The organism is Methylocystis silviterrae (genome assembly GCF_013350005.1).
GTDB classification, from domain to species: domain Bacteria; phylum Pseudomonadota; class Alphaproteobacteria; order Rhizobiales; family Beijerinckiaceae; genus Methylocystis; species Methylocystis silviterrae.
Genome location: NZ_JABVWW010000004.1, coordinates 138311 through 161297, shown reverse-complemented (window position 1 = coordinate 161297; position 22987 = coordinate 138311). Strand labels below are relative to the sequence as shown.

The following is a 22987-nucleotide window of genomic DNA, read 5'->3' as shown; positions in this document are numbered from 1 at the left end:
AGCCTCGCGATTTCGGTCAAAGATTCGCAGTGCTCGACTGAAGGTTTCCTCATCCTGAGGAGCCTGCGCAGCAGGCGTCTCGAAGGACGAGGGGAACCTTCACGCACGCCGTTTAAGCTCTCCCTCGTGCTTCGAGACGCGCCTTCGATCTCGGGCTTGCCCGAGATCGACATTAAATCCGCAAGTCGGGTAAACCGCGACTTGCAGGCGCTCCTCAGCATGAGGGAGAGGATAGCTGTCCTTCACTAGGCGCCCAGCGCCTCTTTCCTATTTTTTCCGCCGCAATCCTGCGATGCAATGAAAATCGTGATTCGGTGGCAAAATGCGACGCGCCTCCGTCTCGGGAGCGCCCTTCGGTAGAGCCTACCCACAACATATCGCGTCGGTTTTCTTGCTTTCCCCTGCAGTTTGTGGCGGTCTTTAGGCAATGAAATTCGAGCGCCTGCGCCTTCTGGGCTTCAAGAGCTTCTGCGAGCCGACCGATTTCCTCATCGAGCCGGGCTTGACCGGCGTCGTCGGCCCCAATGGCTGCGGCAAGTCGAATCTCGTCGAAGCCCTGCGCTGGGTGATGGGCGAAAACTCCTATAAAAACATGCGCGCGTCCGGCATGGACGACGTGATTTTCTCCGGCGGCGGCTCGCGCCCGGCGCGCAATCTCGCCGAAGTCGGGCTTGTTCTCGACAATTCGTCGCGCACCGCGCCGGCGGCCTTTAACGACGCCGACGCGATCGAGGTGACGCGCCGAATCGAGCGCGAGCAGGGCTCCACCTACCGAATCAACGGCCGCGAGGTGCGCGCCCGCGACGTGCAGCTTCTCTTCGCCGACGCCGCCACCGGCGCGCGCTCGCCTTCGCTCGTGCGCCAGGGCCAGATCGGCGAGATCATTTCGGCGAAGCCGCAGGCGCGCCGCCGCATTCTCGAAGACGCCGCCGGCGTCGCCGGGCTGCATTCGCGCCGGCACGAGGCTGAGCTGCGCCTCAACGCCGCATCCGAAAATCTCACGCGCCTCGAAGACGTGTTGAAGCAAGTCGACAGCCAGGCCGACAGCTTGAAGCGGCAGGCGCGCCAGGCCAACAAATACCGCGGGCTTGCGGCGCAAATCCGCAAGAATGAGGCGCTGGCGGCGCTTCTCGCCTATCAGCTCGCCGCACAGCAGCTGCAGGGCGCCGCCGAGAAGCTCGACGCCGGCCGGCGCAGCGTTCAGGAACGCACGCTGGAGCAGGCGGAGGCGGCGAAATTTCAGGCGGTCGCCGCGCATGAGCTGCCGCCGCTGCGCGAGAAGGAGGCGGAGGCCGGCGCGGCGCTGCATCGGCTCGTCGTCGCGCGTCAGGCGCTCGAGGCCGACGAGCAGCGCGCCAAGCAACGAATCGCTGAACTTCAGCGCCATATCGAACAGTTCGGCCGCGATCTCGAGCGCGAACGCGCGCTGATCCAGGACGCGGCCGAGGTCGCGCAGCGGCTTGAGGACGAGCGCGCCGAGCTCCAGGGCGGCGACGCGCACGACGCTGGCCGCGAGACCGAGGCGCAGGCGCGGCTGGTCGACATCGAAGCGGCGCTGGCGGCGACCGAGGCCGAGCTGTCGAGCGCGCAGGAGCAGCTCGCCGGCGTCAACGCCAAGCGGGCGGCGCTTGAGGCGGCGCTGCGCGACGAGAATCAGCGGGTCGCGCGCTTCGAGGCGGAGCTGACCCGCATCGAGACGGAATTTGCGCTGATCGCCGGGCAGGGCGGCGGCGCGGACGAGGTCGAGCGTCTCGCCCAGGCTTTCGAACAGGCGGCGCAGGACGCGCGCGCCGCCGAAGAGGCGGCGCATGAGGCCGAGGCCGCCACGCGGCGGGCGCGCGACGCCGAGACCGCGGCCCGCGCGCCGTCAGAGCAGGCGGCGCTGCGCGCCCAGCGGCTCGAGACCGAGATCCGCACGCTCGAACATCTGCTGCAAACGGGCTCCGGCGGCCTCTGGGCGCCCGTGGTCGAGAGCATGACCGTCGAGAAAGGCTATGAGACCGCGCTGGGCGCGGCGCTCGGCGACGATCTTGACGCCTCGGCCGACGATTCGGCGCCAGCGCATTGGTCGGTGACGCCCGGTGAGGGCGATCCGGCCCTGCCCAATGGCGTGCGCGCGCTCGCCGCGCTTGTCGACGCGCCGCCGGCGCTGCGCCGTCGCCTCGCGCAGATCGGCGTCGTGCTGCGCACCGAGGGCGAGAGCCTGCGCAAGCTTTTAAAGCCCGGCCAGCGGCTCGTCTCGAAAGAGGGCGACCTGTGGCGCTGGGACGGCTTCACCCAGGCCGCCGAGGCGCCGACCGCCGCCGCGCGCCGCCTCGCCGAGAAGAACCGGCTCGCCGATCTGCGCGTCGAAGCCGCCGCCGCGCGCGCCGCGGCCGATGCGCTGACCCAAGAGCTGAACGCCGCGCGCGAGGCCGCGCGAGCGGCCGCCCAGGCCGAAGCGGAGGGGCGCGACGCGCATCGTCGCGCCCGCGTCCGCCTGGAGGAAGCGCGCGAACGCCATTCGACGGCGGAGCGTCGTCAGGCGCAAATCGCCCAGCGCCTGTCGGCGCTGCAAGAAGCCAAGGCGCAAACGCTCGCCAATCGCGACGAGGCTGCGCAGAAGCGCGCAAGCGTGACGCAGGCGCTCGACCAGCTTGAGGAGCCGGCCTTTCTCGCCGGCGCTTTGGAGAATTTGCGCGGCCGCGCCATGGCCGAGCGCGCCCAGGCCGGCGAGGCGCGGGCCGCGGTCGCCTCCCTGCGCCACGAAATAGCGGCGCGCGCGTCGCGGCTCTCGGCGATCGCGCGAGAAACCTCGTCATGGGCGGAGCGCCGCGATCGTGCGCAGGACCGCATCGGCGAGCTGGAAGAGCGGCTGGCGACGTCGCAAGAGGAACATGCCCGCATCGGCGACGCGCCCGACGCTTTCATCGGCCAGCGCCGCGCGCTGATGAATGCGCTCGAAGAGGCCGAGGCCGCCCGCCGCGACGCGTCCGACGCGCGCGCCAGCGCCGAAACGCGTCTCGCCGAAACCGACCGCGCCGCCCGCGCCGCGCTCGAGGCGATGAGCGCCGCGCGCGAAGACATGGCGCGCAGCGAGGCGCAGTTGGAGGCCGCGCGCCAGCGCGTCGCCGACGTCGAGCGCGCCATCGCGCATGATCTCGAATCGACGCCGCAAGCGCTCGCCCAACTTGCCGAGGTCAAGGACGGCGACGATCTGCCGGAGATCGCCGACATCGAACGGCGGCTGGAGAATTTGCGCGCCGACCGCGAACGGCTCGGCGCCGTCAATCTGCGCGCCGAGGACGAACTCACCGAGGTCGAGACGCAGCGCGAAAAGATGATCGCCGAGCGCGACGATCTTTCGGAAGCCATCAAGAAATTGCGCGCCGCGATCGCCAGTCTCAACAAAGAGGGGCGCGAGCGCATGCTCGCCGCCTTCGACAAGGTCAACGCGCACTTCAAGGAGCTGTTCACGCTGCTCTTTGATGGCGGCGCGGCGGAATTGCAGCTTGTCGAAAGCGACGATCCGCTTGAGGCCGGCCTCGACATTCTCGCCCGCCCGCCCGGCAAGAAGCCGACGACGATGACGCTGCTGTCGGGCGGCGAGCAGGCGTTGACCGCCATGTCGCTCATTTTCGCGGTCTTCCTGACCAATCCGTCGCCGATCTGCGTGCTCGACGAGGTCGACGCGCCGCTCGACGACAGCAATGTCGAGCGCTTCTGCGATCTCCTCGAGGAGATGCGCAAGAAGACCGACACGCGCTTCGTCACCATCACCCATAATCCGATCACCATGGCGCGCATGGACCGGCTGTTCGGCGTGACGCAAGCCGAGCGCGGCATCTCGCAGCTCGTCTCGGTCGATCTCGAGCAGGCGGAGAAATTCGCGCTGGCGAGTTGATGAATTGAAAGTTTTGGTTTGGTTTGAGTTGCGAAAGCAGTCGCTCGAAGCCAAAAGCTTTCGCTTTGTCGCCGCTGGCGTGTTTCGGCGCTCGGAGTCGTAAGCGCTTCGGCCGTTCGTCGCACTAAATGTCCCGAGTATGCGCTTGGCTTGCGGCTTACGCGCGTTGACCACGTGACCGGGCGAAGCTGATATGACCAGAAGCGAATTCGTTCTGCGCTCAGCGATTTTTATCGCGCTCGCCCTAACGCCGTTTCTCATCTGGCTGCTCTTCGACGTCATCGTCCTTGCGACAGGCGCGGTGCTCGTCGCGACGCTCATTCACCTCGTCGCGACGCCGTTTCTCAAGCTCCGCCTGCCGCGCGGCGTGGCGCTCACGCTGTCGGGCCTGCTGATCGCCTCGATCATCGGCGGGACCTTCTATCTCTTCGGCCGGACGATGGCTGGCGAGTTTCACGACGTGCTGCGCCGCGCCGAGCAGACGGCGGACGTTATCTCGCTCGAAATCACCCGATCAGGACTCTCCGACTATCTGCCGTCATCCTTCGGCGAAAATATTTCGCTGTCGGGTCTGCTCGGACGGTCGTTCACCATCAGCATCGAGGCCGTTCTTGGCGGGCTCGTGGCTTTTTTCGCCGGCGTGTTTCTCGCGAGCGAGCCGGCGCTCTACAGCGAAGGCTTCACGCTGCTGTTCGCGCCGCGCTGGCGCAATAGAGCGCGCGAAACACTCGGTCACGTCTCCACCGCGCTGCGCCGCTGGCTGCTCGGTCAGATGATTGAAATGGTCACGATGGGCGTCATGGCGGGCGTGGCGGTCTGGCTCATCGGCCTGCCATCGCCCTTCGCGCTTGGCGCCATATCGGGGCTCTCGGAATTCATCCCCTATATCGGGCCGATTCTGGCGATTTTTCCATCAGTGGCGGTCGCGGCGACGATCGGACCCTATACGATGCTTTGGACGATCCTCGCTTACCTTGCGATTCATCAGCTCGACGGCAACATGATCATGCCGCTCATCCAGCGGCAATTGGTGCGCGTGCCGCCGGCGCTCATGCTGATTTCAATTGCGCTGTTCGGCACGCTGTTCGGATTGGGCGCGACGATCTTCGCCGCGCCGCTGACGGTCGTCCTCTATGTCGCGGTGATCAAGCTCTATGTGCGAGATACGCTCGGCGAGTCGACGACGCTACCGGGAGAGAAAGCGGATCCGAAGAGTCTGCCTGGCGCTGGCATGAGTGGGTGAGAAGCTGCGCAAAAACCCTCCCCTTGAGGGGGAGGGTGGGCGACACGACGAACGCCGTCGTCCTGCCGTAGCAATTGACTTGCAAAAAAGCTCATGGAGTGGCGCGCGCCGGTAATGGATTATTGCGAAAGGCAGAGTTCGGCCTTCTGGGCGGAGCCGGCGAATGCGCTGAGCAATTTCGCCTTTGTGATCGCGGCCGCCAGCGCCTTCATTCTTTGGCGACGGCGGGGCGGGGCGGATTATCCTGCGCTCGCGCTCATCATCGTTACGGCGTCGGTTGGCGTCGGGAGTTTCGTCTTCCATACGGTCGCGACGCGCGGCGCCATGCTGCTCGACGTCGTTCCGATCGCGCTTTTCATCTATGGCTATTTCCTGCTGGCGCTTCGCCGTTACTTTCGTCTGTCGATAATTTTGGCGACGGCGATCACGCTCGTTTTCGCGGCGCTTTCATTTTTTGCGACGACAGTTGACGCGCTGAACGGTTCGGTCGGCTATTTGCCGGCTCTCGCGGCGCTGTCGATCTTCGCCGCGCTGCTGTGGACGTCGAGAGGACGGCGCGAGACGGGGCGCACACTTGCCGCCGCCGCGCTCCTGTTCGCAATCTCGCTTGTCTTTCGAACGATCGATCGCGCGATCTGTCCCGCCTTTCCGCTCGGCGCGCATGTCCTGTGGCATATGCTGAACGCCTGCGTGTTGTGGCTGCTGCTGCGCGCGGCGATCATCGCCGGACCGCGCCCGGACGATCAGGCGACCCCGATCCAGAACGCGAAAGAGCCGACCGCCGCGTGAGAAGCGGTCAGCGGCCAGACGTTGCGCGTGAAAAGATAGGCCGTGCTCCACGCGACTCCGGCGAGAAACGTGTTGGCGAGCAGGACGGGATCGCCATAGGCGCCATGCATCAGCGAAAAGACCGCCGAGGAAAACAGCACGTAGTGGCGTCCGCTCATCTGCAGCCGATCGGCGATCAGCTTGGGGACCGAGCGGCAGACGATCTCCTGGCAGGGGCTCGACACGAGCACATAGAAGGGCGCGAAGGCGACCCAGTTCGGCTCCGGAGTCGAATGCTTCAGGAACTGCGCTTCGACGACGATTCCCGCCAGAAGCAGGCAGGTCAGGGCGCCGCAGATCAGCCAGGCGCGGCCGCCCCTGGGCGCGCCCAGACCGAGTTCAGCGAAGGAATATCCGCCGAGCACGCAGGCGGCGATGCAAAGGCCGGAAACGACGAGCAGCGCTTCGAAGCGGATCTGGAATGACAGCGCGCCGGCGGCGATCGCGAGGCTCGGCGCGAGCAGCAAAAGCACGAAGCCGATCAGCGGCGCCAGGGATCGCGAGGGAAGCGTCATAAAAGCGTAACAGACTTCCCTCTGTCACAGTTCCGTGCGCCCGAGCTCCGACAAATTGCCGCGCCGCGGCGCCTCGTTGGAGAGCAGATGGGTCTGTTCAGATAAACAGGCTTTTGTTTCAACGAGTTATCTGGACGAGCCTCGCCTTGACTAAATGAAAGACCGGAAATATGTTGCGCGCGGCTCGAAAGGATTGGCCGCAAAGCCGAGAATTTCGCGCCGTTCTCCCGAACGGTTCGACTTTTCCGTCGCGCGGCGTCGCGCCATCGTTCAATTTTTGCGCATGGCGCAATCTGCGAGGCGAAAAACGCCGATGAGCGACGAAAACGACGACGACGCGGAAGACGCGGAGCGCGCGGCGCTCAACGCGCGGCTTCAAAAGCTCAACGCGGCCTTGCGCAAGGTCGACGAAGAGCAGGCCGCCGCCGAAGCGGCGCCGCGGACGGAGCGCAAGGGCTTCACGCGCGCCATGCGCGTCGGCCTCAACGCGTTCTCCGAATTCGTCGGGGCGGTGTTGGTCAGCGCCGTTATCGGCTGGCAGGCGGATCAGTGGCTTGGCACGACGCCATGGCTTCTGATCGTGATGCTCGGACTGGGCGTCGCGGCGGGATTTTGGAATGTCTATCGCGTGGCGAAGCCGAAAGCGCCGGGCGAGGAGTAGAGCAGGTTCCGAAAAGTCGACAGACTTTTTCGATGGGAACCTGCTCCAGCGTTTTGATTTTGAGCGATTCCTATCGATCGCATGATTCGATGTGATCGGCAGGCGCTCTAGGGAACACGAAGGCGCGTCCTAGCGCCAAGCGGGGCCGGGCGGCGACGCCCGGAAAAAGCGATGAATCCGGAAGAAGCAGCCGCAAAGTCCAATCCCATCGAGCAGTTCGAGCTGCATCGACTGTGGCCCTTCGAGATCAACGGCGTCGAGACATCCTTCACCAACGCCTCGCTGTTCATGTTGCTCGCCGCGCTCGGCGTCGTCGCGCTGATGATCCTCGCGACCTCCAAAAAGGCGATCGTGCCGGGCCGCGTGCAGGCCATGGCTGAGATGCTCTATGAATTCGTCGCCGGCATGGTGCGTCAGACCGCCGGGACGGAAGGGATGAAGTTCTTCCCCTTCGTCTTCACGCTCTTCGCCTTCATTCTCATCGCCAATCTGATCGGGCTTGTGCCCTACACCTATTCGGTGACGAGCCAGATCGTCGTCACCTTCGCCTTCGCGATCGTGGTGATCTCGCTCGTGGTCGTTTACGGCCTCTATCGCCACGGCTTCGGCTTCCTCAACCTTTTCGTGCCGCATGGCGTGCCGCTGCCCGTGCTCGTCGTGCTGGTGCCGATCGAGATCATCTCCTTTCTGTCGCGGCCGGTGTCGCTTTCCGTCCGTCTCTTCGCCAATATCCTCGCCGGCCACATCACCCTCGCCGTGTTCGGCGGCTTCGTGGTGATGCTGCTCGGGGCCGGCGCCTGGGCGGCGCTCGCGCCCGTGCCGATCCTGGCGATTGTCGCGCTCTATGCGCTCGAACTGCTCGTCGCCTGTCTGCAGGCGTTCGTCTTCAGCGTTCTCACATGCGTCTATCTGAACGACGCTATTCACCCGGGCCACTGATAAAAATCGAACAATAAACGTCGCCCCATTCAGCAGGAGAAAGATATGTCAGAAATGCAACTCGTCGGCGCCGGACTGGCGGCGATCGGCACCGGCGCTGCGGCGATCGGCGTCGGCATCATTTTCGGCAACTTCGTCAACGGCGCCCTGCGCAATCCGTCGGCGGCCGCTTCCCAGTTCACCAACGCCATCATCGGCGCGGCGCTTGCCGAAGGCCTGGGCATCTTCGCCTTTCTGATCGCAATCCTGCTGTTCCTGAAGCAGTGACGTTTCGCGTCCGGCCTTTCGGCCGGGCGCGCTTTCTCATGCGCCGCGCGGCCGCCGCGCGGCCTTTGTCCGAGACTTGGATCATGTCCATGGCGATCATCTCTTCCGCTTTCGCCGCCGAGGGCGAGCAGACGACGCACGAGGCCGTCGGCGCCGGCGAGGCGCATCACGAGGGCGTCTTTCCGCCCTTCCAAACCGAAAATTTCGCGCCGCAGATTTTCTGGCTCGTCATCATTTTCGGACTGCTCTACGTGCTGATGTCGCGCATCGCGCTTCCGCGCGTGGGCGGCATCATCGAGAACCGGGGCGCCAAGATCGCTTCAGATCTCGGCGCCGCGCGCGAGATGCAGTCGAAGGCGCAGGCCGCCGCCGCCGCGAATGACGAAAACCTTCGTCGCCGTCGTGACGAGGCGCAAGGCATCGGCCGCGAGGCGCAGCACAAGATCGCCGCTGAGAGCGCAAGGCAGCGCGCGCTTGCCGAATCGCAGGCGGCGGAGAAGATCCGCGCCGCCGACGAACGCATCGCGAGCGCAAAGACTCAGGCGCTGGCCAATGTCGAGCAGATCGCCGTCGACGCCGCCGCCTCCATCGTCGAGAAGCTCACCGGCGCCAAAATCGACCAGGCCGCGCTCGCCAAGCACGCGACATCGTCGAACTGAGGAGAGGCTCAATGCATTTCGACGCGGAATTCTACGTCGCCGTCGGCTTCACGATCTTCGTTCTCGTGATGGTTTGGGTCGGCGCGCACTCTAAGTTCGCCGCGTTCATTGATGCGCGCATCAACCGCATCAAGGGCGAACTCGCCGAAGCCGAACGCCTGCGCAACGAAGCGGAGGCGCTTCTTGCGTCCTTCGAACAGAAGCGGGCGGAAGCGGAAGCCGAAGCCAAGTCCATCGTCGCGCAGGCGAAGGAAGAGGCGGAATTGATCGCCGCCGAGGGGCGTCGTCGCCTCGGCGAATTCATGGACCGCAGCGTCAAGCAGGTCGAACAGAAGATCACTCAGGCGGAGGCGCAGGCCTCGGCCGAAGTGCGCGCCGCCGCCGCGGACGCCGCAGTCAAGATCGCCGAGCGCGCGCTCTCCGCCGGCGCGGGCGCTGGCAAGGATTTCGTCGGCGACGGCATCAAGGAACTGAAGTCGCTCGCGCACTGATGAGAAGGGCGAGCTAGCCGCCCTTGCGCTTTTTTTCGGCTGCGGGCTTTTCTGCACCCTGGGTAAAGCCGACGAGAATTTCGTAATCGTCCTGGGCGCGCGGGCTCATGAGAGGCACCGTGAACGGATCGGCGATGACTTGAAATTCGCCGCGCGCGCCGCCCTTTGGGATTGAAGCGTTAACGCGATAGGTCTTCGAGGTGACGAGCGTATCGTCTTTCAGACGGCGAATCGCCACCCGCAGATTGGCGCCAAAGGCGCCGGGCTGACCGGCCGCGCCGAGTACCGCCGAACCTTCGACTCCCACTCTGATCGTCAGATGGTCGCCGTCGACAATGCATTGGCGCGCGGTTTCACCGAGCGAAAGCTGATAGCGCACATTGGGGCCATCGGCGTCCGGCGGCGACCGCAGCATCGCCGCGCCGCTTTCAATGAAGACTTCAGGACAATCGGGCGTCGCGCCGGGCGGCGCTGGCGGCCCTTCCTTTGGTTCGCCGCCGCCGAAGATGCTGGGCACGCGAAGCCGCGGCAGTTCGAACGCCGCCGCCACAGGCGTGAGCGCGATGGACGCTGAAACAGCAATCGCCAGGCGACTCCGCGCAGTTCTAAAGAGCTTGCCCACCGGGCGCTTCGTGCAAACGTTACGGCAGCTTTGCGAATCCATCCTTGAATCCCTGCAGAGTCAGCGGCAATCCTATGCCTTCTTCCGGAACCTGGTGAATGATGAAGGTTGCGGTCTTGCCGCTCTTCAGTTGATCGATGAGCTTGTCGTCCATCATCACCTCGGCCACGCAGCCCGTCGGCAGACATTTGACGAAGCCGGCGCGGCCGACGTCGGCTTGGTCGATTTTCAAGCCGAGCCCGCTAGGCAGGAGCACGCCGAGCGGCGCGATCACGCGCAGCAGACGGCTCTTGCCGTCGCTCGTCTTCAAGACGATGACGACGAGGTTGATGTTGCTCTTATCCTCGGCGACGACGCTCTGAATCAGCGCGCATTGTTCCGCGGCCGCGCCTGCGGGCTTTTCGCAGCGCATTTCCCAATCGCCGAATTTGGCCTTGGCGGGGCCGCCTTGCGCATGGCTCGCGTTGGCGCTGAGTCCGAGCAACAGCAATGAGACCGCCGCCGCGACCTGATGTCGCAACAGGCGACGCGTTTTCGCAGCGCGCAAGGGCTTCATGATGGCTCCTGGCCGACGGCTCCGTGGCCGTTCCAATTTCGTGACGCAGGGAAAGTGGCCGGTCGCCTCGGGCCGTCCTGCGCGACAGGCCGTTGCCTATCAAATGGACTTCAACTGTCAAGGTCGTCGGCGTTCGCGCCGCATTGTTTGGCAAACCCTTTGACGCGACGATTTGTCTGTCGAATCTGGCGTTGCAACAATTGCGCGGACCGACGGTTTGTGATTGAACCGGCCGACTACCGAGCGGGGCGGGCTTTGGGCGGGCTGCGCACGGAAATCACAAAAAGAACAACGACTGTCTGGCGAAGGGTTCGAAAGGCGGCTTTAATGTTTAACGTCAATCGACAGATGCTCACACGTGGCGCATTGGCGGCCGCCGTGGCGATTTCTGCGACTTTGTTCGCGGGCTTCGCCCTCGCACAAGTTGAAGGGCAGCCCACCCCGGGCGGCCTCGGCCTGCCGAACATGGTCACGCCGGTCGGCTTGGGGACTCAGCAATTCTACAACATGGTGCTGATGCCGATCATTTCGTTCATCGCGCTCTTCGTTCTGGGCTTGCTGGTCTATGTGAGCTATCGCTTCAACGAGCAGAAGAACCCCATTCCTTCGAAGCTGACGCACAATACGCCGCTCGAAATCGTCTGGACCTTGATTCCGGTTCTGATCCTTCTGTTCATCTCCGTTCCGTCGCTGCGACTGCTGGCGGAGCAAGTTGAGGTGCCGGAGGCGTCCGTCACGATCAAAGTGACCGGCAACCAGTGGTACTGGTCCTATAAATATCCGGAGGATCAGGGCGGCGGCTTTGGCTTCGATCAGATGATGAAGCCCGAATCCGAACTCCAGCCCGGCGATCTTCGTCTGCTGTCCGTCGACAATGAGGCTGTTGTGCCGGTCAATGAGGTCATCGCCGTGCACATCACGTCGAACGACGTCATCCACGCGTTCGGCGTCCCTTCGTTCGGCGTTCGCATGGACGCGATTCCCGGTCGTTTGAATCAGACATGGTTCAAGATCGAGAAGGAAGGCGTCTACTACGGCCAGTGCTTCTTTATCTGCGGCAAGGATCACGCCTATATGCCGATCGTGATCCGCGCGGTCAGCCGCGAGAAATACAATGAGTGGCTTGCCGAGGCGAAGCAGAAGTTCGCCAGCGCCGACTCGCGGGTGCGGGTCGCCGCCGAGAGCCACTGAATAGCCGCTGAAACGAGACGCAACGGAACACACTAGTTTTTCTAAGGAACATGACGATGGCGAGTTCGACGATGGCCGGGGCGCATGATCATCCGAGGGGTTTGCGCCGCTTCCTCTTCTCCACCAACCACAAAGACATCGGCACGCTCTACATCATCCTTGGGTCAGTCGGCGGCGTCATCGGCTTCCTGCTTTCGCTCGGCATGCGGCTCGAGCTGGCGTATCCGGGCGTGCAGATTTTTCCGGGGCTTGCGGAAGCGCTCCAGGGCGCCGATCCGTCGATGGCGCTGGATGCGGGCAAGAACCTCTACAACGTGTTCATCACGGTCCATGGCGTGCTCATGATCTTCTTCATGGCCATGCCGATTCTCATCGGCGGCTTCGGCAATTGGTTCGTGCCGATCATGATCGGCGCGCCGGACATGGCCTTCCCGCGCCTCAATAACATCTCATTCTGGCTGCTCTTCGCCTCACTCGTGCTCGCCGTCATTTCGATGTTCGTCGAGGGCGCGCCGGGCATGAAGGGCTTCGGCGGCGGCTGGACCTTCTATCCGCCGCTGTCGTCGAACACCGGCTCGCCCGGCCCGGCGATGGATTTCGTGATCCTGGCGCTGCATCTCGCCGGCGCATCGTCGATCCTTGGCGCGATCAACTTCATCACGACGATCTTCAACATGCGCGCGCCCGGCATGACGCTGCACAAGATGCCGCTGTTCGTATGGTCGATGCTCGTGACCGCCTTCCTGCTGCTGCTCGTGCTGCCGGTGCTCGCGGGCTGCGTGACGATGCTGCTCACCGACCGCAACTTCGGCACGATGTTCTATGACCCGGCGGGCGGCGGCGATCCGCTGCTGTTCCAGCACCTGCTGTGGTTCTTCGGCCATCCGGAAGTTTACATCGTCATTCTTCCCGGCTTCGGCATCATCAGCCAGATCGTGTCGACCTTCTCGAAAAAGCCGGTGTTCGGCTATCTCGGCATGGCCTACGCGATGGTCAGCATCGGCGTGCTCGGCAGCATCGTGTGGGCGCACCACATGTATACTGTCGGCCTGTCGCTCAATGCGCAGCGCTACTTCACGCTGGCGACCATGGTGATCGCGGTGCCGACCGGCATCAAAATCTTCTCCTGGATCGCGACGATGTGGGGCGGATCGATCTCGTTCCGCGCGCCGATGGTCTGGGCGATCGGCTTCATCTTCGTGTTCACGATGGGCGGCATCACCGGCGTCGTGCTCGCCAACGCCAGCGCCGACAAGCAGTTCCACGAGGGCTACTATGTCGTCGCGCACTTCCATTACACGCTGTCGCTCGGCGCGGTCTTCGCGCTCTATGCGGGGTTCTATTACTGGTTCCCCAAAATGACCGGCTACATGTATTCGGAGACTCTGGCTAAGGCGAACTTCTGGCTGCTCTTCATCGGCGTCAATGTCGTCTTCTTCCCGCAGCACTTCCTCGGACTGGGCGGGATGCCGCGTCGCTACATCGACTATCCGGACGCTTACGCGCTGTGGAATCTGGTGTCGTCCTCCGGCATGATCTTCGTCACGCTCTCGCTGGTCGTCTGGTTCTACGCGATCATTGAGGCCTTCATGAAGAAGCGGCTGGCCGGCGCCAATCCCTGGGGCGTGGGCGCAACGACGCTGGAATGGACTCTGTCGTCGCCGCCGCCCTTCCATCAGTTCCAGGTTCTGCCGCGGATCACCGGGGCGAGCCGGTAATAAACGAAGCGTCGGCGCGAAGAACTCGCGCCGACGATGCAAGCCGGCGCCGGCGAGCAATGACTCGGCTCTTCTGCGCCCGCCTCAGCGGCCAAGGTTCTGAGTGAAACGCCATGAGCGACGCATCCTATCTGCACGACGAACAGGCTCCGAGCATCTCGGTCGCGTCGCCATCCGACTATTTCGCGCTGCTCAAGCCACGCGTGATGTCGCTCGTGGTGTTCACCGCGCTCGCCGGTCTGTTGCTCGCGCCGACGCCGCCGCATCCGCTGATCGGCTTTGCCTCGCTCCTCGCGATCGCCGTCGGCGCCGGCGCTTCCGGCGCGCTCAACATGTGGTACGACGCCGATATCGACGCGCTGATGACGCGCACGCGCAAGCGGCCAATTCCCGCCGGTCGCCTCGATCCCGAAACGGCGCTCGCCTTTGGCCTCGTGCTGGCGACGCTGTCGGTCTTTACGCTCGGCTATGTCGCGAACTGGTTTGCCGCCGCGCTGCTCGCCTTCACCATTCTCTTCTATGTCGTGATCTATACGATGTTGCTGAAGCGCTGGACGCCGATGAACATCGTCATCGGCGGCGCCGCCGGCGCGCTTCCGCCGATGGTCGGCTATGCCGCCGCGACGGGCGAGATCAGTCTTGCGAGCGTCGTGCTCTTTGCGATCATCTTCATGTGGACGCCGCCGCATTTCTGGTCGCTCGCGTTGCTGAGAAGCGAGGACTACGCCCGCGCCGGCGTGCCGATGCTGCCGAATGTCGCCGGCGAAGACCGCACGCGTCTCGAAATCCTGATCTATGCGCTGGCGCTCGCGCCGCTTGGCGTTGCGCCATGGCTGTTGGGCTTCGCATCGCTCGCCTACGGCCTCGTCTCGATCGGCTGCGGGATTGCGCTCGTCGGCGGAGCCGCGGCGGTGTTCAAGAAGCGTGAAGGCGATGCGGCCCGTCTGGCCGCCCGACGGATGTTTTTGTTCTCCATCCTCTATCTGTTCCTGCTGTTCCTGGTCCTCGTCGTCGAGCAGACCGCGCATATTTTCGCGCTGATCTAGGCGGCCAAGCGAATGGTGAACGAAATGATCGATGCAGGAGAGAAGATGAAAGAGCGCGCAAGCTTATTCGACCGGCCAGGAGTCGTTCTGACCGAAGAGCAGGCGCGCAGCCGTCGCGCGCGCAACATCGCGATCGGCGTGACGATCGCGCTCCTCGCTGTCTTATTCTACGCCGTCACGCTCGTGAAGTTTGGCGCCGCCATCGTCAACCGGACGATCTGAACATGAACGCGCCGGCGCCTCGTTCACGCAAACGCCCGCGGATGATCGCGGCGGCGCTGGTCGTGGGCACGGCGGCGATGCTCGGCCTGTCTTTCGCTTCGGTTCCGCTTTACCGGGCCTTTTGCGCCGCGACCGGCTTTGGCGGCACGCCGAGGACCGATGTCGCCGGCGCGCCGTCCCCCGGCGAGCGCGTGCTCACCGTGCGCTTCGACGCCAATGTCGCCCGCGATCTGCCGTGGCGCTTTGAGCCGGAGGTCGCCAAGATCTCCTTGCGCACCGGCGAGACGAAAACCGTCTATTACAAGGTTGCCAATCTCTCTGATCGCGAGACCAGCGGCCAGGCGGCCTACAATGTGACGCCCGGCCAGGCCGGGGCCTTCTTCGTCAAGGTCGCCTGCTTCTGCTTCGAGGAGAAGCGGCTCGGACCGCACGAGGCCGAGGAATGGCCGGTGGTGTTCTATCTCGATCCCGCTCTCGAGCGCGAAGAAGGCATGCGCGGCGTTCGCGAGATCACGCTTTCCTACACGTTCTTCGCGATCAAGGATTCCACTGCGGCGAAGACGAGCGAGACGGCGACCGCAAAGCCGAAGGGTTGACTGCGCCGCGCGACTTGACCGCGTGGCAAACTAGGGGACTGGCCGGTACCGCCGGCCGATGACAAGGAAGAGCAAGATGGCGGACGGACACGCGAAACCCGAACACGACTATCATCTGGTCGATCCGAGTCCGTGGCCGATCGTGGGCGCGCTCGCCGCGCTCATAACTGCGATCGGCGCGGTCATGTGGATGGCGCAGCACAAGGGCGCGCCGATCGGCGGCATGACCTTCGGCGGCGCCATGTTCTTCGTCGGCATGGGCGGCATTCTGCTCGTGATGTACGCGTGGTGGAGCGACATCATCCGCGAAGCGAGCGTCGGCGGATTCCACTCGCCGGTCGTGCGGTTGCATCATCGCTACGGCATGATCCTGTTCATCTTCTCGGAGGTGATGTTCTTCGTCGCCTGGTTCTGGGCGTTCTTCAATTCGGCGCTCTTCCCCGCCGATGCGGCGCAGGTCCTGCGCACCGAATTGTTCCAGGGCGTCTGGCCGCCCAAGGGCATGGAAGTGCTGAGCCCCTGGAAACTGCCGCTCATCAATACGCTCATTCTGCTCAGCTCCGGCGCGACTCTGACCTGGGCCCATCACGGCCTTCTGGAAAACAAGCGCGACGTGTTGAAGAAGGGCTTGATCGCGACGATCGCTCTTGGCCTGCTGTTCACGACGATCCAGGCCTATGAATATCTCCACGCGCCCTTCGCCTTCGCCTTCGACCCGGCGAAGCCGGCGGCGACGAATTACGGCTCGACCTTTTTCATGGCGACCGGTTTCCATGGCTTCCACGTGATCGTCGGCACGATCTTCCTCATCGTGTGCCTGCTGCGCGTCTTCAGGGGCGCCTTCACGCCGGACCAGCATTTGGGCTTCGAATTCGCCGCCTGGTACTGGCACTTCGTCGACGTCGTCTGGCTGTTTCTGTTCGCCTGCATTTACGTGTGGGGGAACTGGGGCGGGACAATGGAATAGGCGCGTCGACGCCAGTTAGAACATTGGACGGTCACGGGCGCGCCCGTGACCGTTTTCGTTGGAGGACCAACATGTCACAAGAGCACGTCTATCCGCCCGTTTCGCTCTATGTCGACGGAATCCTCGGCAGATGTCCGCGCTGCGGCAAGGGCCACATGATCCGCGGCCTGCTGACCGTCGCGCCGACCTGCGAGGTTTGCGGGCTCGATTTCTCCTTTGCCGACGCGGGCGACGGTCCGGCGATCATGGTCATGACCGTCGTCGGCTTCGTCGCGATCGCGGTGCTGTGGTATGTCGAGGTGACATATCAGCCGTCCTATTGGGTGCACGCCGCGATCCTTGTGCCCCTGTCGGCGATTCTCTGCGTGGGGCTGCTGCGGCCGATGAAGGGCCTGCTGATCGCCCTGCAATATTTCAACAAGGCTGAAGAAAGCCGCCATCAGTCGTGAGCTCCGCCGTCCGCGCGCTTCTGGGGCCGGCGGTTGCGACGACGTTGCTCTTTGCGCTGCTGGTCAGTCTGGGATTTTGGCAGGTGCGGCGGCTCGGCGAGAAAGAGGCGCTGATCGCGCGCGTCGAACAGCGCGCCACACAGTCGCCGCAGCCGCTGCCGCCGGCTGACCGATGGGCGAGCCTTCGCGCTGAAGATTACGACTTCATGCATGTGCGCGCGGCGGGTCGTTTTATCGGCGGCCGCGACGCGCTCGTCTTCGCCGCGCCGCCGGAAGGCGCGAGCCGAGAGCCGGGCTATTGGCTGCTCACGCCTTTCGCGCTGACGGGCGGCGGCGTTGTGCTTGTCGATCGCGGATTTCTTCCAGCGTCAAAAGCCGGCGACGCTGCGATACGCGCCGCCGCTCCCGACGAAGTGACGCTCGTCGGACTGCTGCGTGCGCCGGAGCGCCGCAACTCCTTTACGCCCGCCGACGAGCCCGAGAAGGGCGTCTTCTATGCGCGCGATCCTACGGCGATCGCCGGCGCTCTCGGCTTAGCCGACGCCGCGCCTTTCGCGCTCGTCCTCGACGAGGTTCCTGCAGCGGGGCCGGATTGGCCGCGCCCGGTGGGGGGCGTTCCAACGATCGTCAATAATCACTTCTCCTACGCCGTGACGTGGTTCAGCCTGTCCTTCGCGCTTCTAGTGATATTCGCGCTTTATGCCCGCGGCGTCCTGGCGCGCGCGGACGCGCCGTAGCCTCGGCCTTGCGGCGATCGCGAATATGCTATGAAAAGGCGCAATGAACTGAACGCCGATTGATCCGTTCGCTGATCTGTCATTCCCGACAGGCCGAGGCCTGATCGGGAATCCAGAGCCTACCCAGGAGCGCTGGTTTTGCTCTGGATTCCCGATCGCGCTCCGCGCGTCGGGAATGACCCCTGAACGGCTCAGAAGGAAATCGTATGACATGCGCGTCGCAAGCGGCGCGCCCGCCGCATCGATGGATCGAAGATTGCGCTATCTCTCAACCCGCGGCGAGGCCGCGCAGCTCGGCTTCGACGACGTTCTGCTCGCCGGTCTTGCGACTGACGGCGGGCTCTACACGCCGCTCGCCTATCCGCGTCTCGCGCCTTCCGAGATCGCCGCGCTCGCGGGCCGGTCCTATGCCGAAGCGACGGCGAAAGTGATCGCGCCCTATCTCAGCGAGACGTTTTCGCGTGAGATTTTGCGGGCGCAGACCGAGAGCGCCTATAGCGGGTTTCGTCACCGCGCGATCGCGCCGCTGACGCAGATCGCCGACAATCTCTTCGTTCTCGAACTTTTTCACGGTCCGACGCTCGCCTTCAAGGATCTGGCGATGCAGCTCCTCGGGCGCATGATGAATCATGTGCTCGAAGAGCGAAATCTGCGCGCCACCATCGTCGGCGCGACGTCCGGCGATACCGGCGCCGCGGCGATCGAGGCGTTCAAGGGTCTGGACCGCGTCGACGTTTTCATTCTGTTTCCGCATGGCCGGGTCTCCGACGTGCAGCGCAAGCAAATGACCACGGTCGCTGACGACAATGTTCATACGATCGCGCTGCAGGGCTCGTTTGACGACGCGCAGGCGATATTAAAACGGCTGTTTCGCGCCGCCGACTTTCGCACGCGCGTCGGACTCGCCGGCGTCAATTCGATCAACTGGGCGCGCGTCGTCGCGCAGACCGTCTATTATTTCACGAGCGCCGTCGCCCTCGGCGCGCCGCATCGGCATATTTCCTTCGCCGTGCCGACAGGCAATTTTGGCGACGTGCTGGCCGGCTATGTCGCCAAGCGGATGGGTCTGCCGATCGACAGACTGGTCGTCGCGACCAACGCCAACGACATTCTTGCGCGCGCGCTTGCGAGCGGCCGATACGAGCCGCGGGGCGTCACGCCGACTCAGTCGCCGTCGATGGACATTCAGGTCTCATCCAATTTCGAGCGCTTGTTATTCGACGCGAGCGGGCGCGATCCGGCGGTGGTCCGCGCCGCTTTCGCTTCGCTCGATCAATCCGGCGCCTTCGAGATTCCGCCTGCGGCGCTCGCCGCCATTCGCGCCGAATTCGATGCGCAGTCCGTCGGCGAGACCGAGACGACGGATGAGATTCGCCGCACCTGGCGTGAGACCGGCTATGTGCTCGATCCGCATACCGCGACCGGCGTCAGCGCGGCGCGCGCGCGGCTTGCGAAAGATCCGGCGACGCCCGTCATCGCGCTTTCGACGGCGCATCCGGCAAAGTTTCCGGACGCCATTGAGCGCGCCATCGGACTGCGTCCGCAGCCGCCTGAAAATATTGCGGCGCGACTTGACGCGCCGGAACGATTCACGATTCTTGAAAATGATGGCGCGCGAGTCGCCGAATTCATCTCGTCGCACGCGCGGGCGGCGAAGAACTGACAAGGTTTGGCAAGGAGCAGGATGGCGATCTTCAGCGTAATCGGGCGGCGCGACCTGCCGATTAGAGGCGACGGTCTTTATCTGCGCGCGTCCGAAATGCGCGACTACATGGAATGGGCCGAGCTGCGCGAAAAAAGCCGCTCCTTCCTGACGCCCTGGGAGCCGCTCTGGCCGATCGACGATCTCACGCGGGCGAGCTTTCGCTATCGCGTGCGCCGCCACGCCGAGGAAATGGCCCGTGACGAGGCCTATTCCTTCTTCGTCTTCCGTGAGGAGGACGACGCGCTGATGGGCGGCCTCTCCTTCGGCCATGTCCGGCGGGGCGTGTCGCAGGCGGCGACGCTCGGCTACTGGATGGGCGAACCCTATGCAGGCAAGGGCCACATGACCCGCGCCGTTCGCGCCGCTTGCGCCTATGCTTTCGAGAAGCGCGGCTTCCATCGCATCGAGGCGGCTTGCCTGCCGACGAACGAGCCCTCGAAGCGCTTGCTGGAGCGCGTCGGCTTCAAGCAGGAGGGCTATGCGCGCTCCTATCTCAACATCAACGGCCAGTGGCGCGACCATTTGCTTTATGCGCTGTTGGAAACTGATCCTCAGCCGATCAATCCGCCATCGCCAGCGTAAGCGGAACACTGAATGAAACGCGCCCGGCGATAGATGCAGGGCGCGTAACAAATCGGCTTGAGCTGCGCCGCCTCTTCAAGCGCTAATGGATGAAGAGCCAATTGCGGCCTTTGTGCTTCTGACGCGGACGAGATCGCTTACGCGAGCGCCGCTTTCTGCAGAGCGACGAGGTCCGCCACTCCCTGCTGGGCGAGCGCCAGCATGGCCGACAACTCATCCTGGGAAAAAACCGCGACTTCGGCTGTCGCCTGAATTTCAACGAGGCCGCCCGACCCGGTGAGGACGAAATTGGCGTCGGTCGCCGCGGTTGAATCCTCGGCGTAATCGAGGTCGATCACCGGCGTTGCGTTGAAGATGCCGCAGGACACGGCGGCGACATGATCGCGCAGCGGGCTTTCCTTGACGATGGAGCGCGAACGCATCCAATCAAGGCAATCATGCAGCGCCAGCCAGGCGCCGGTGATCGATGCCGTGCGCGTGCCGCCGTCCGCCTGGATGACGTCGCAGTCGACGACGATCTGCCGCTCGCCAAGCGCTGGCAGATTGGTGACGGCGCGCAGCGAGCGGCCGATGAGGCGCTGAATTTCCTGCGTGCGTCCCGAGAGCCTTCCGGCGGCGGCCTCGCGACGCGTGCGCGTGTGGGTGGCGCGCGGCAGCATGGAATATTCCGCCGTCACCCAGCCTCGGCCCTGGCCGCGCAGCCACGGCGGCGGCTTGTCCTCGAGCGACGCCGCGCAGAGCACCTGCGTATTGCCGAATTTTACGAGGCAGGAGCCCTCGGCGTAGCGGGCGACGCCTCGCTCGAAACTCACCTGGCGCATCTCGTCGGGCGCGCGTTTACTGGGGCGCATATTAGCTCCGTTGTCGTATGGGTTGCGCCTTCTATCGCGCTTTCCGCGAGCGTGGAAGCGCCGGGCGAGGGACGGCGTCTTGCGCTGGCGGCCGCATGGTGAAACCATGAGCTAACGGGGCCGGACGAAACCAGGCTGCGACAGATAAGGAGGGAGTGATGGGTCAAACATTGTCCCCAGCGTCGTCCCAAGGAGCGCATTCTCACGAGGCGAGAGCACAGGGCCCCCGGCTGATTGCGCTGGCGGGCCCTTTCCAATGCGGCAAGACCACTCTTCTCGAGGCTATTCTGGCCCACGCCGGGGCGATCCCGCGGCAGGGCCCCGTCGCGGCAGGAGCCAGCGTCGGCGACTCCAGTCCGGAAGCCCGCGCCCATCAGATGAGCGTCGATTCCAATGTCGCGACGGTCGATTATATGGGCGACGGCTATACATTCGTCGATCTGCCAGGCTCCGTCGAATTCGCCCATGACTCGCGCAATATCCTGCCGACGGTCGACGCCGCCGTCGTCGTCTGCGAGGCCGACCCCCGCAAGATACCGGCGTTGCAGCTCATTTTGCGCCAGCTCGAAGAGCTCGGCGTGCCGCATTTCATTTTCCTGAACAAGATCGACGCCGCGACCATCGATGTGCGCGAGGCGCTCACCATTCTGCAGCAGGCTTCGCGCACGCCGCTGTTGCTGCGCCAGGTTCCGATCTGGAACAATGGCGTCGCGGTCGGCTTCATCGATCTCGCGCTGGAGCGCGCCTATGTCTATCGCGAACATGCGCCGTCGGAAGTCGTCGACATTTCCGGGGGCGACGTCGCGACCGAGAAGGAAGCCCGCTACTCGATGCTGGAGCGGCTCGCCGATTACGACGACGCGCTGATGGAGGAGCTGATTTCCGATATCGAGCCGCCGCGCGATCAGGTGTTCGACGACCTCACCAAGGAATTGCGCGCCGGGCTGGTCGTGCCTTTGTTCATCGGCTCGGCCGAACGGGGCGCCGGGGTGACGCGGCTGTTGAAAGCGATGCGCCACGAGGCGCCGGGAGTCGAAGCGACCCGCGTGCGGCTTGGCGTCGGCGAGGGCGGCCCCGCGCTCGCGCGCATCATCCGTACGATCCACACGCCGCACGGCGGAAAAATGTCGGTCGCGCGCGTGCTGCGCGGCTCCCTTGCGGACGGGCAGACCGTCGCTTCGCCGCAGGGAGAGGATCGCATTTCGGGCATGTCGCATGTGATGGGCGCGGCGACGAGCAAGACGACGGAGGCGAAGACCGGAGACGTCGTCGCGCTCGGGCGTCTCGATCATGCGCAGACCGGTGACACGATCGTCGCCGACGCCCGCTCCGGCGCGGCGGATTTGCAGAAGACGCGCGCGGACGCTCCCGATCCGGTGCACGCCCTCGCGCTCAATGTGAAGGACCGCAAAGACGAGATGCGCCTCGCCGCGGCGATGACGAAGCTCATCGAAGAGGATCCTTCGCTCGTTTTTGTCCATGACCAGGAGCTGTCGCAGATCAAGCTCTTCGGCCAGGGAGAGATGCATTTGCGCGTCGCGCTCGAACGCCTCGCCTCGCGCTTCAACGTCGCGGTCGACTGCTCAAAGCCGACAGTCGCCTATCGCGAAACGATCCGCCATAAGGTCACCGTCCGCGGCCGTCACAAGAAGCAGTCGGGCGGACATGGCCAGTTCGGCGACGTGGTGATGGAGATCGCGCCACGCGGCCGCGGCGAAGGATTCGCCTTCAGCGAGCGCGTGCACGGCGGCTCCGTGCCCAGGCAATATTTCTCGTCCGTCGAGGCCGGCTGTCAGGACGCCTTGCTGCACGGCCCGTTAGGCTTTCCGGTGGTCGACGTCGAGGCGGTGCTGACCGACGGCTCGTACCATTCCGTCGATTCTTCCGACATGGCGTTCCGCACCGCGGCGCGCATCGGCATGAGCGAAGCCTTGGAAAAGGCCGAGCCGATCCTGCTGGAGCCGGTGCTCGCGGTCGATATTTTCGTGCCGAGCGACGCCATGTCGCGCGCAACCGGCATCGTCTCGGCGCGGCGCGGCCAGATCATGGGCTTCGGCCCCCGTGAGGGGTGGGAAGGCTGGGACAAGCTCGAAACTTTGATTCCCGAGGCGGAGATGGACAATCTCATCGTCGAACTGCGCTCGGCGACCGCCGGCGCGGGCTTTTACCAAGCGCGCTTCGACCACCTCGCGGAAGTCGTCGGCAAGCAGGCGCGCGACATCGTCGCCGCGCATACGGCGAAGGCGAACGCGGGATAGC

At 64.4% G+C, this 22987-nt stretch carries 23 protein-coding genes; 19 read left to right on the top strand and 4 right to left on the bottom strand.

Going from position 1 to position 22987, the window contains the following annotated elements:
• The first annotated feature begins 427 nt into the window (after positions 1-427).
• From smc to HUN39_RS06085, 3 genes are all read left to right on the top strand, one after another.
• On the top strand, positions 428-3883 hold the full coding sequence (gene smc / locus HUN39_RS06095; protein WP_175093574.1) for a chromosome segregation protein SMC: 3456 nt from the start codon (positions 428-430) through the stop codon (positions 3881-3883).
• Positions 3884-4076: 193 nt separating this feature from the next.
• Positions 4077-5126: an AI-2E family transporter gene (locus tag HUN39_RS06090; RefSeq protein WP_175093573.1), complete on the top strand. Its 1050-nt coding sequence runs from the start codon at positions 4077-4079 to the stop codon at positions 5124-5126.
• A 114-nt stretch (positions 5127-5240) separates the two neighbouring features.
• Positions 5241-5915 (top strand): ceramidase domain-containing protein, encoded by a 675-nt coding sequence (locus tag HUN39_RS06085; RefSeq protein WP_408631392.1) that lies wholly within the window; start codon positions 5241-5243, stop codon positions 5913-5915.
• On the opposite strand, the gene HUN39_RS06080 is transcribed toward HUN39_RS06085, so the two are convergent.
• The gene (locus HUN39_RS06080) at positions 5870-6469 is read right to left on the bottom strand and encodes a CPBP family intramembrane glutamic endopeptidase (RefSeq protein WP_175093571.1); all 600 of its coding nucleotides are present in this window, start codon (positions 6467-6469) and stop codon (positions 5870-5872) included. The genes HUN39_RS06085 and HUN39_RS06080 overlap by 46 nt on opposite strands.
• Before the next feature lie 313 nt (positions 6470-6782).
• Here HUN39_RS06080 and HUN39_RS06075 point away from each other — a divergent pair, with 313 nt between their 5' ends.
• The 5 genes from HUN39_RS06075 to HUN39_RS06055 all read left to right on the top strand — a co-directional run bounded on the left by HUN39_RS06075 (position 6783) and on the right by HUN39_RS06055 (position 9486).
• Positions 6783-7130 carry an AtpZ/AtpI family protein gene (locus HUN39_RS06075; RefSeq protein WP_026222820.1) on the top strand — a complete coding sequence of 116 codons (348 nt, stop codon included), beginning with the start codon at positions 6783-6785 and terminating at the stop codon, positions 7128-7130.
• Positions 7131-7301: 171 nt separating this feature from the next.
• A complete protein-coding gene (locus HUN39_RS06070; RefSeq protein WP_018407488.1) occupies positions 7302-8069 on the top strand; it encodes a F0F1 ATP synthase subunit A in 768 nt (255 codons plus the stop codon).
• A 45-nt stretch (positions 8070-8114) separates the two neighbouring features.
• Positions 8115-8336: a F0F1 ATP synthase subunit C gene (locus HUN39_RS06065; RefSeq protein ID WP_014892520.1), complete on the top strand. Its 222-nt coding sequence runs from the start codon at positions 8115-8117 to the stop codon at positions 8334-8336.
• 89 nt (positions 8337-8425) lie between these two features.
• Positions 8426-8995 carry a F0F1 ATP synthase subunit B family protein gene (locus tag HUN39_RS06060; RefSeq protein ID WP_232365945.1) on the top strand — a complete coding sequence of 190 codons (570 nt, stop codon included), beginning with the start codon at positions 8426-8428 and terminating at the stop codon, positions 8993-8995.
• An 11-nt stretch (positions 8996-9006) separates the two neighbouring features.
• Positions 9007-9486: a F0F1 ATP synthase subunit B family protein gene (locus HUN39_RS06055; RefSeq protein WP_175093569.1), complete on the top strand. Its 480-nt coding sequence runs from the start codon at positions 9007-9009 to the stop codon at positions 9484-9486.
• 13 nt (positions 9487-9499) lie between these two features.
• Here HUN39_RS06055 and HUN39_RS06050 read toward each other — a convergent pair whose 3' ends face one another.
• Positions 9500-10108: a hypothetical protein gene (locus HUN39_RS06050; RefSeq protein ID WP_175093739.1), complete on the bottom strand. Its 609-nt coding sequence runs from the start codon at positions 10106-10108 to the stop codon at positions 9500-9502.
• 19 nt (positions 10109-10127) lie between these two features.
• The gene (locus HUN39_RS06045; protein ID WP_175093568.1) at positions 10128-10664 is read right to left on the bottom strand and encodes an invasion associated locus B family protein; all 537 of its coding nucleotides are present in this window, start codon (positions 10662-10664) and stop codon (positions 10128-10130) included.
• A 327-nt stretch (positions 10665-10991) separates the two neighbouring features.
• On the opposite strand from HUN39_RS06045, the gene coxB reads away from it, so the two are divergent.
• The 10 genes from coxB (at position 10992) to HUN39_RS05995 (ending at position 19877) form a co-directional block, all read left to right on the top strand.
• Complete coding sequence (gene coxB, locus HUN39_RS06040; RefSeq protein ID WP_175093567.1) at positions 10992-11855, top strand: cytochrome c oxidase subunit II; 864 nt, start codon at positions 10992-10994, stop codon at positions 11853-11855.
• A 56-nt stretch (positions 11856-11911) separates the two neighbouring features.
• Positions 11912-13573: a cytochrome c oxidase subunit I gene (gene ctaD, locus HUN39_RS06035; RefSeq protein ID WP_175093566.1), complete on the top strand. Its 1662-nt coding sequence runs from the start codon at positions 11912-11914 to the stop codon at positions 13571-13573.
• A 113-nt stretch (positions 13574-13686) separates the two neighbouring features.
• Positions 13687-14619, top strand: coding sequence for a heme o synthase (locus HUN39_RS06030; protein WP_175093565.1), 933 nt, complete (start codon positions 13687-13689; stop codon positions 14617-14619).
• Positions 14620-14631: 12 nt separating this feature from the next.
• Positions 14632-14841 (top strand): CoxF, encoded by a 210-nt coding sequence (locus tag HUN39_RS06025; RefSeq protein ID WP_232365944.1) that lies wholly within the window; start codon positions 14632-14634, stop codon positions 14839-14841.
• A gap of 2 nt (positions 14842-14843) precedes the next feature.
• Positions 14844-15437 (top strand): cytochrome c oxidase assembly protein, encoded by a 594-nt coding sequence (locus tag HUN39_RS06020; RefSeq protein ID WP_175093564.1) that lies wholly within the window; start codon positions 14844-14846, stop codon positions 15435-15437.
• Positions 15438-15513: 76 nt separating this feature from the next.
• Positions 15514-16404: a cytochrome c oxidase subunit 3 gene (locus HUN39_RS06015; RefSeq protein WP_175093563.1), complete on the top strand. Its 891-nt coding sequence runs from the start codon at positions 15514-15516 to the stop codon at positions 16402-16404.
• 71 nt (positions 16405-16475) lie between these two features.
• Positions 16476-16853 carry a DUF983 domain-containing protein gene (locus HUN39_RS06010; RefSeq protein ID WP_018407500.1) on the top strand — a complete coding sequence of 126 codons (378 nt, stop codon included), beginning with the start codon at positions 16476-16478 and terminating at the stop codon, positions 16851-16853.
• Positions 16850-17590: an SURF1 family protein gene (locus HUN39_RS06005; RefSeq protein ID WP_175093562.1), complete on the top strand. Its 741-nt coding sequence runs from the start codon at positions 16850-16852 to the stop codon at positions 17588-17590. The genes HUN39_RS06010 and HUN39_RS06005 overlap by 4 nt, the downstream gene beginning before the upstream one ends.
• A gap of 256 nt (positions 17591-17846) precedes the next feature.
• Positions 17847-19253 carry a threonine synthase gene (gene thrC, locus HUN39_RS06000; protein WP_175093737.1) on the top strand — a complete coding sequence of 469 codons (1407 nt, stop codon included), beginning with the start codon at positions 17847-17849 and terminating at the stop codon, positions 19251-19253.
• Between the two features lie 21 nt (positions 19254-19274).
• Positions 19275-19877: a GNAT family N-acetyltransferase gene (locus HUN39_RS05995; RefSeq protein ID WP_175093561.1), complete on the top strand. Its 603-nt coding sequence runs from the start codon at positions 19275-19277 to the stop codon at positions 19875-19877.
• A gap of 137 nt (positions 19878-20014) precedes the next feature.
• Here the strand turns inward: HUN39_RS05995 and rph are convergent, their stop codons facing one another.
• The gene (gene rph / locus HUN39_RS05990) at positions 20015-20728 is read right to left on the bottom strand and encodes a ribonuclease PH (protein ID WP_018407504.1); all 714 of its coding nucleotides are present in this window, start codon (positions 20726-20728) and stop codon (positions 20015-20017) included.
• Positions 20729-20886: 158 nt separating this feature from the next.
• Here rph and HUN39_RS05985 point away from each other — a divergent pair, with 158 nt between their 5' ends.
• Positions 20887-22986: an elongation factor G gene (locus tag HUN39_RS05985; RefSeq protein WP_175093560.1), complete on the top strand. Its 2100-nt coding sequence runs from the start codon at positions 20887-20889 to the stop codon at positions 22984-22986.
• Position 22987 lies beyond the last annotated feature (1 nt).

Coding starts and splice junctions, on each gene's coding strand:
- smc (WP_175093574.1), top strand. CDS start 428: ATGAAATTCGAGCGCCTGCGCCTTCTGGGCTTCAAGAGCTTCTGCGAG.
- HUN39_RS06090 (WP_175093573.1), top strand. CDS start 4,077: ATGACCAGAAGCGAATTCGTTCTGCGCTCAGCGATTTTTATCGCGCTC.
- HUN39_RS06085 (WP_408631392.1), top strand. CDS start 5,241: ATGGATTATTGCGAAAGGCAGAGTTCGGCCTTCTGGGCGGAGCCGGCG.
- HUN39_RS06080 (WP_175093571.1), bottom strand. CDS start 6,469: ATGACGCTTCCCTCGCGATCCCTGGCGCCGCTGATCGGCTTCGTGCTT.
- HUN39_RS06075 (WP_026222820.1), top strand. CDS start 6,783: ATGAGCGACGAAAACGACGACGACGCGGAAGACGCGGAGCGCGCGGCG.
- HUN39_RS06070 (WP_018407488.1), top strand. CDS start 7,302: ATGAATCCGGAAGAAGCAGCCGCAAAGTCCAATCCCATCGAGCAGTTC.
- HUN39_RS06065 (WP_014892520.1), top strand. CDS start 8,115: ATGTCAGAAATGCAACTCGTCGGCGCCGGACTGGCGGCGATCGGCACC.
- HUN39_RS06060 (WP_232365945.1), top strand. CDS start 8,426: ATGGCGATCATCTCTTCCGCTTTCGCCGCCGAGGGCGAGCAGACGACG.
- HUN39_RS06055 (WP_175093569.1), top strand. CDS start 9,007: ATGCATTTCGACGCGGAATTCTACGTCGCCGTCGGCTTCACGATCTTC.
- HUN39_RS06045 (WP_175093568.1), bottom strand. CDS start 10,664: ATGAAGCCCTTGCGCGCTGCGAAAACGCGTCGCCTGTTGCGACATCAG.
- coxB (WP_175093567.1), top strand. CDS start 10,992: ATGTTTAACGTCAATCGACAGATGCTCACACGTGGCGCATTGGCGGCC.
- ctaD (WP_175093566.1), top strand. CDS start 11,912: ATGGCGAGTTCGACGATGGCCGGGGCGCATGATCATCCGAGGGGTTTG.
- HUN39_RS06030 (WP_175093565.1), top strand. CDS start 13,687: ATGAGCGACGCATCCTATCTGCACGACGAACAGGCTCCGAGCATCTCG.
- HUN39_RS06025 (WP_232365944.1), top strand. CDS start 14,632: ATGGTGAACGAAATGATCGATGCAGGAGAGAAGATGAAAGAGCGCGCA.
- HUN39_RS06020 (WP_175093564.1), top strand. CDS start 14,844: ATGAACGCGCCGGCGCCTCGTTCACGCAAACGCCCGCGGATGATCGCG.
- HUN39_RS06015 (WP_175093563.1), top strand. CDS start 15,514: ATGGCGGACGGACACGCGAAACCCGAACACGACTATCATCTGGTCGAT.
- HUN39_RS06010 (WP_018407500.1), top strand. CDS start 16,476: ATGTCACAAGAGCACGTCTATCCGCCCGTTTCGCTCTATGTCGACGGA.
- HUN39_RS05995 (WP_175093561.1), top strand. CDS start 19,275: ATGGCGATCTTCAGCGTAATCGGGCGGCGCGACCTGCCGATTAGAGGC.
- rph (WP_018407504.1), bottom strand. CDS start 20,728: ATGCGCCCCAGTAAACGCGCGCCCGACGAGATGCGCCAGGTGAGTTTC.
- HUN39_RS05985 (WP_175093560.1), top strand. CDS start 20,887: ATGGGTCAAACATTGTCCCCAGCGTCGTCCCAAGGAGCGCATTCTCAC.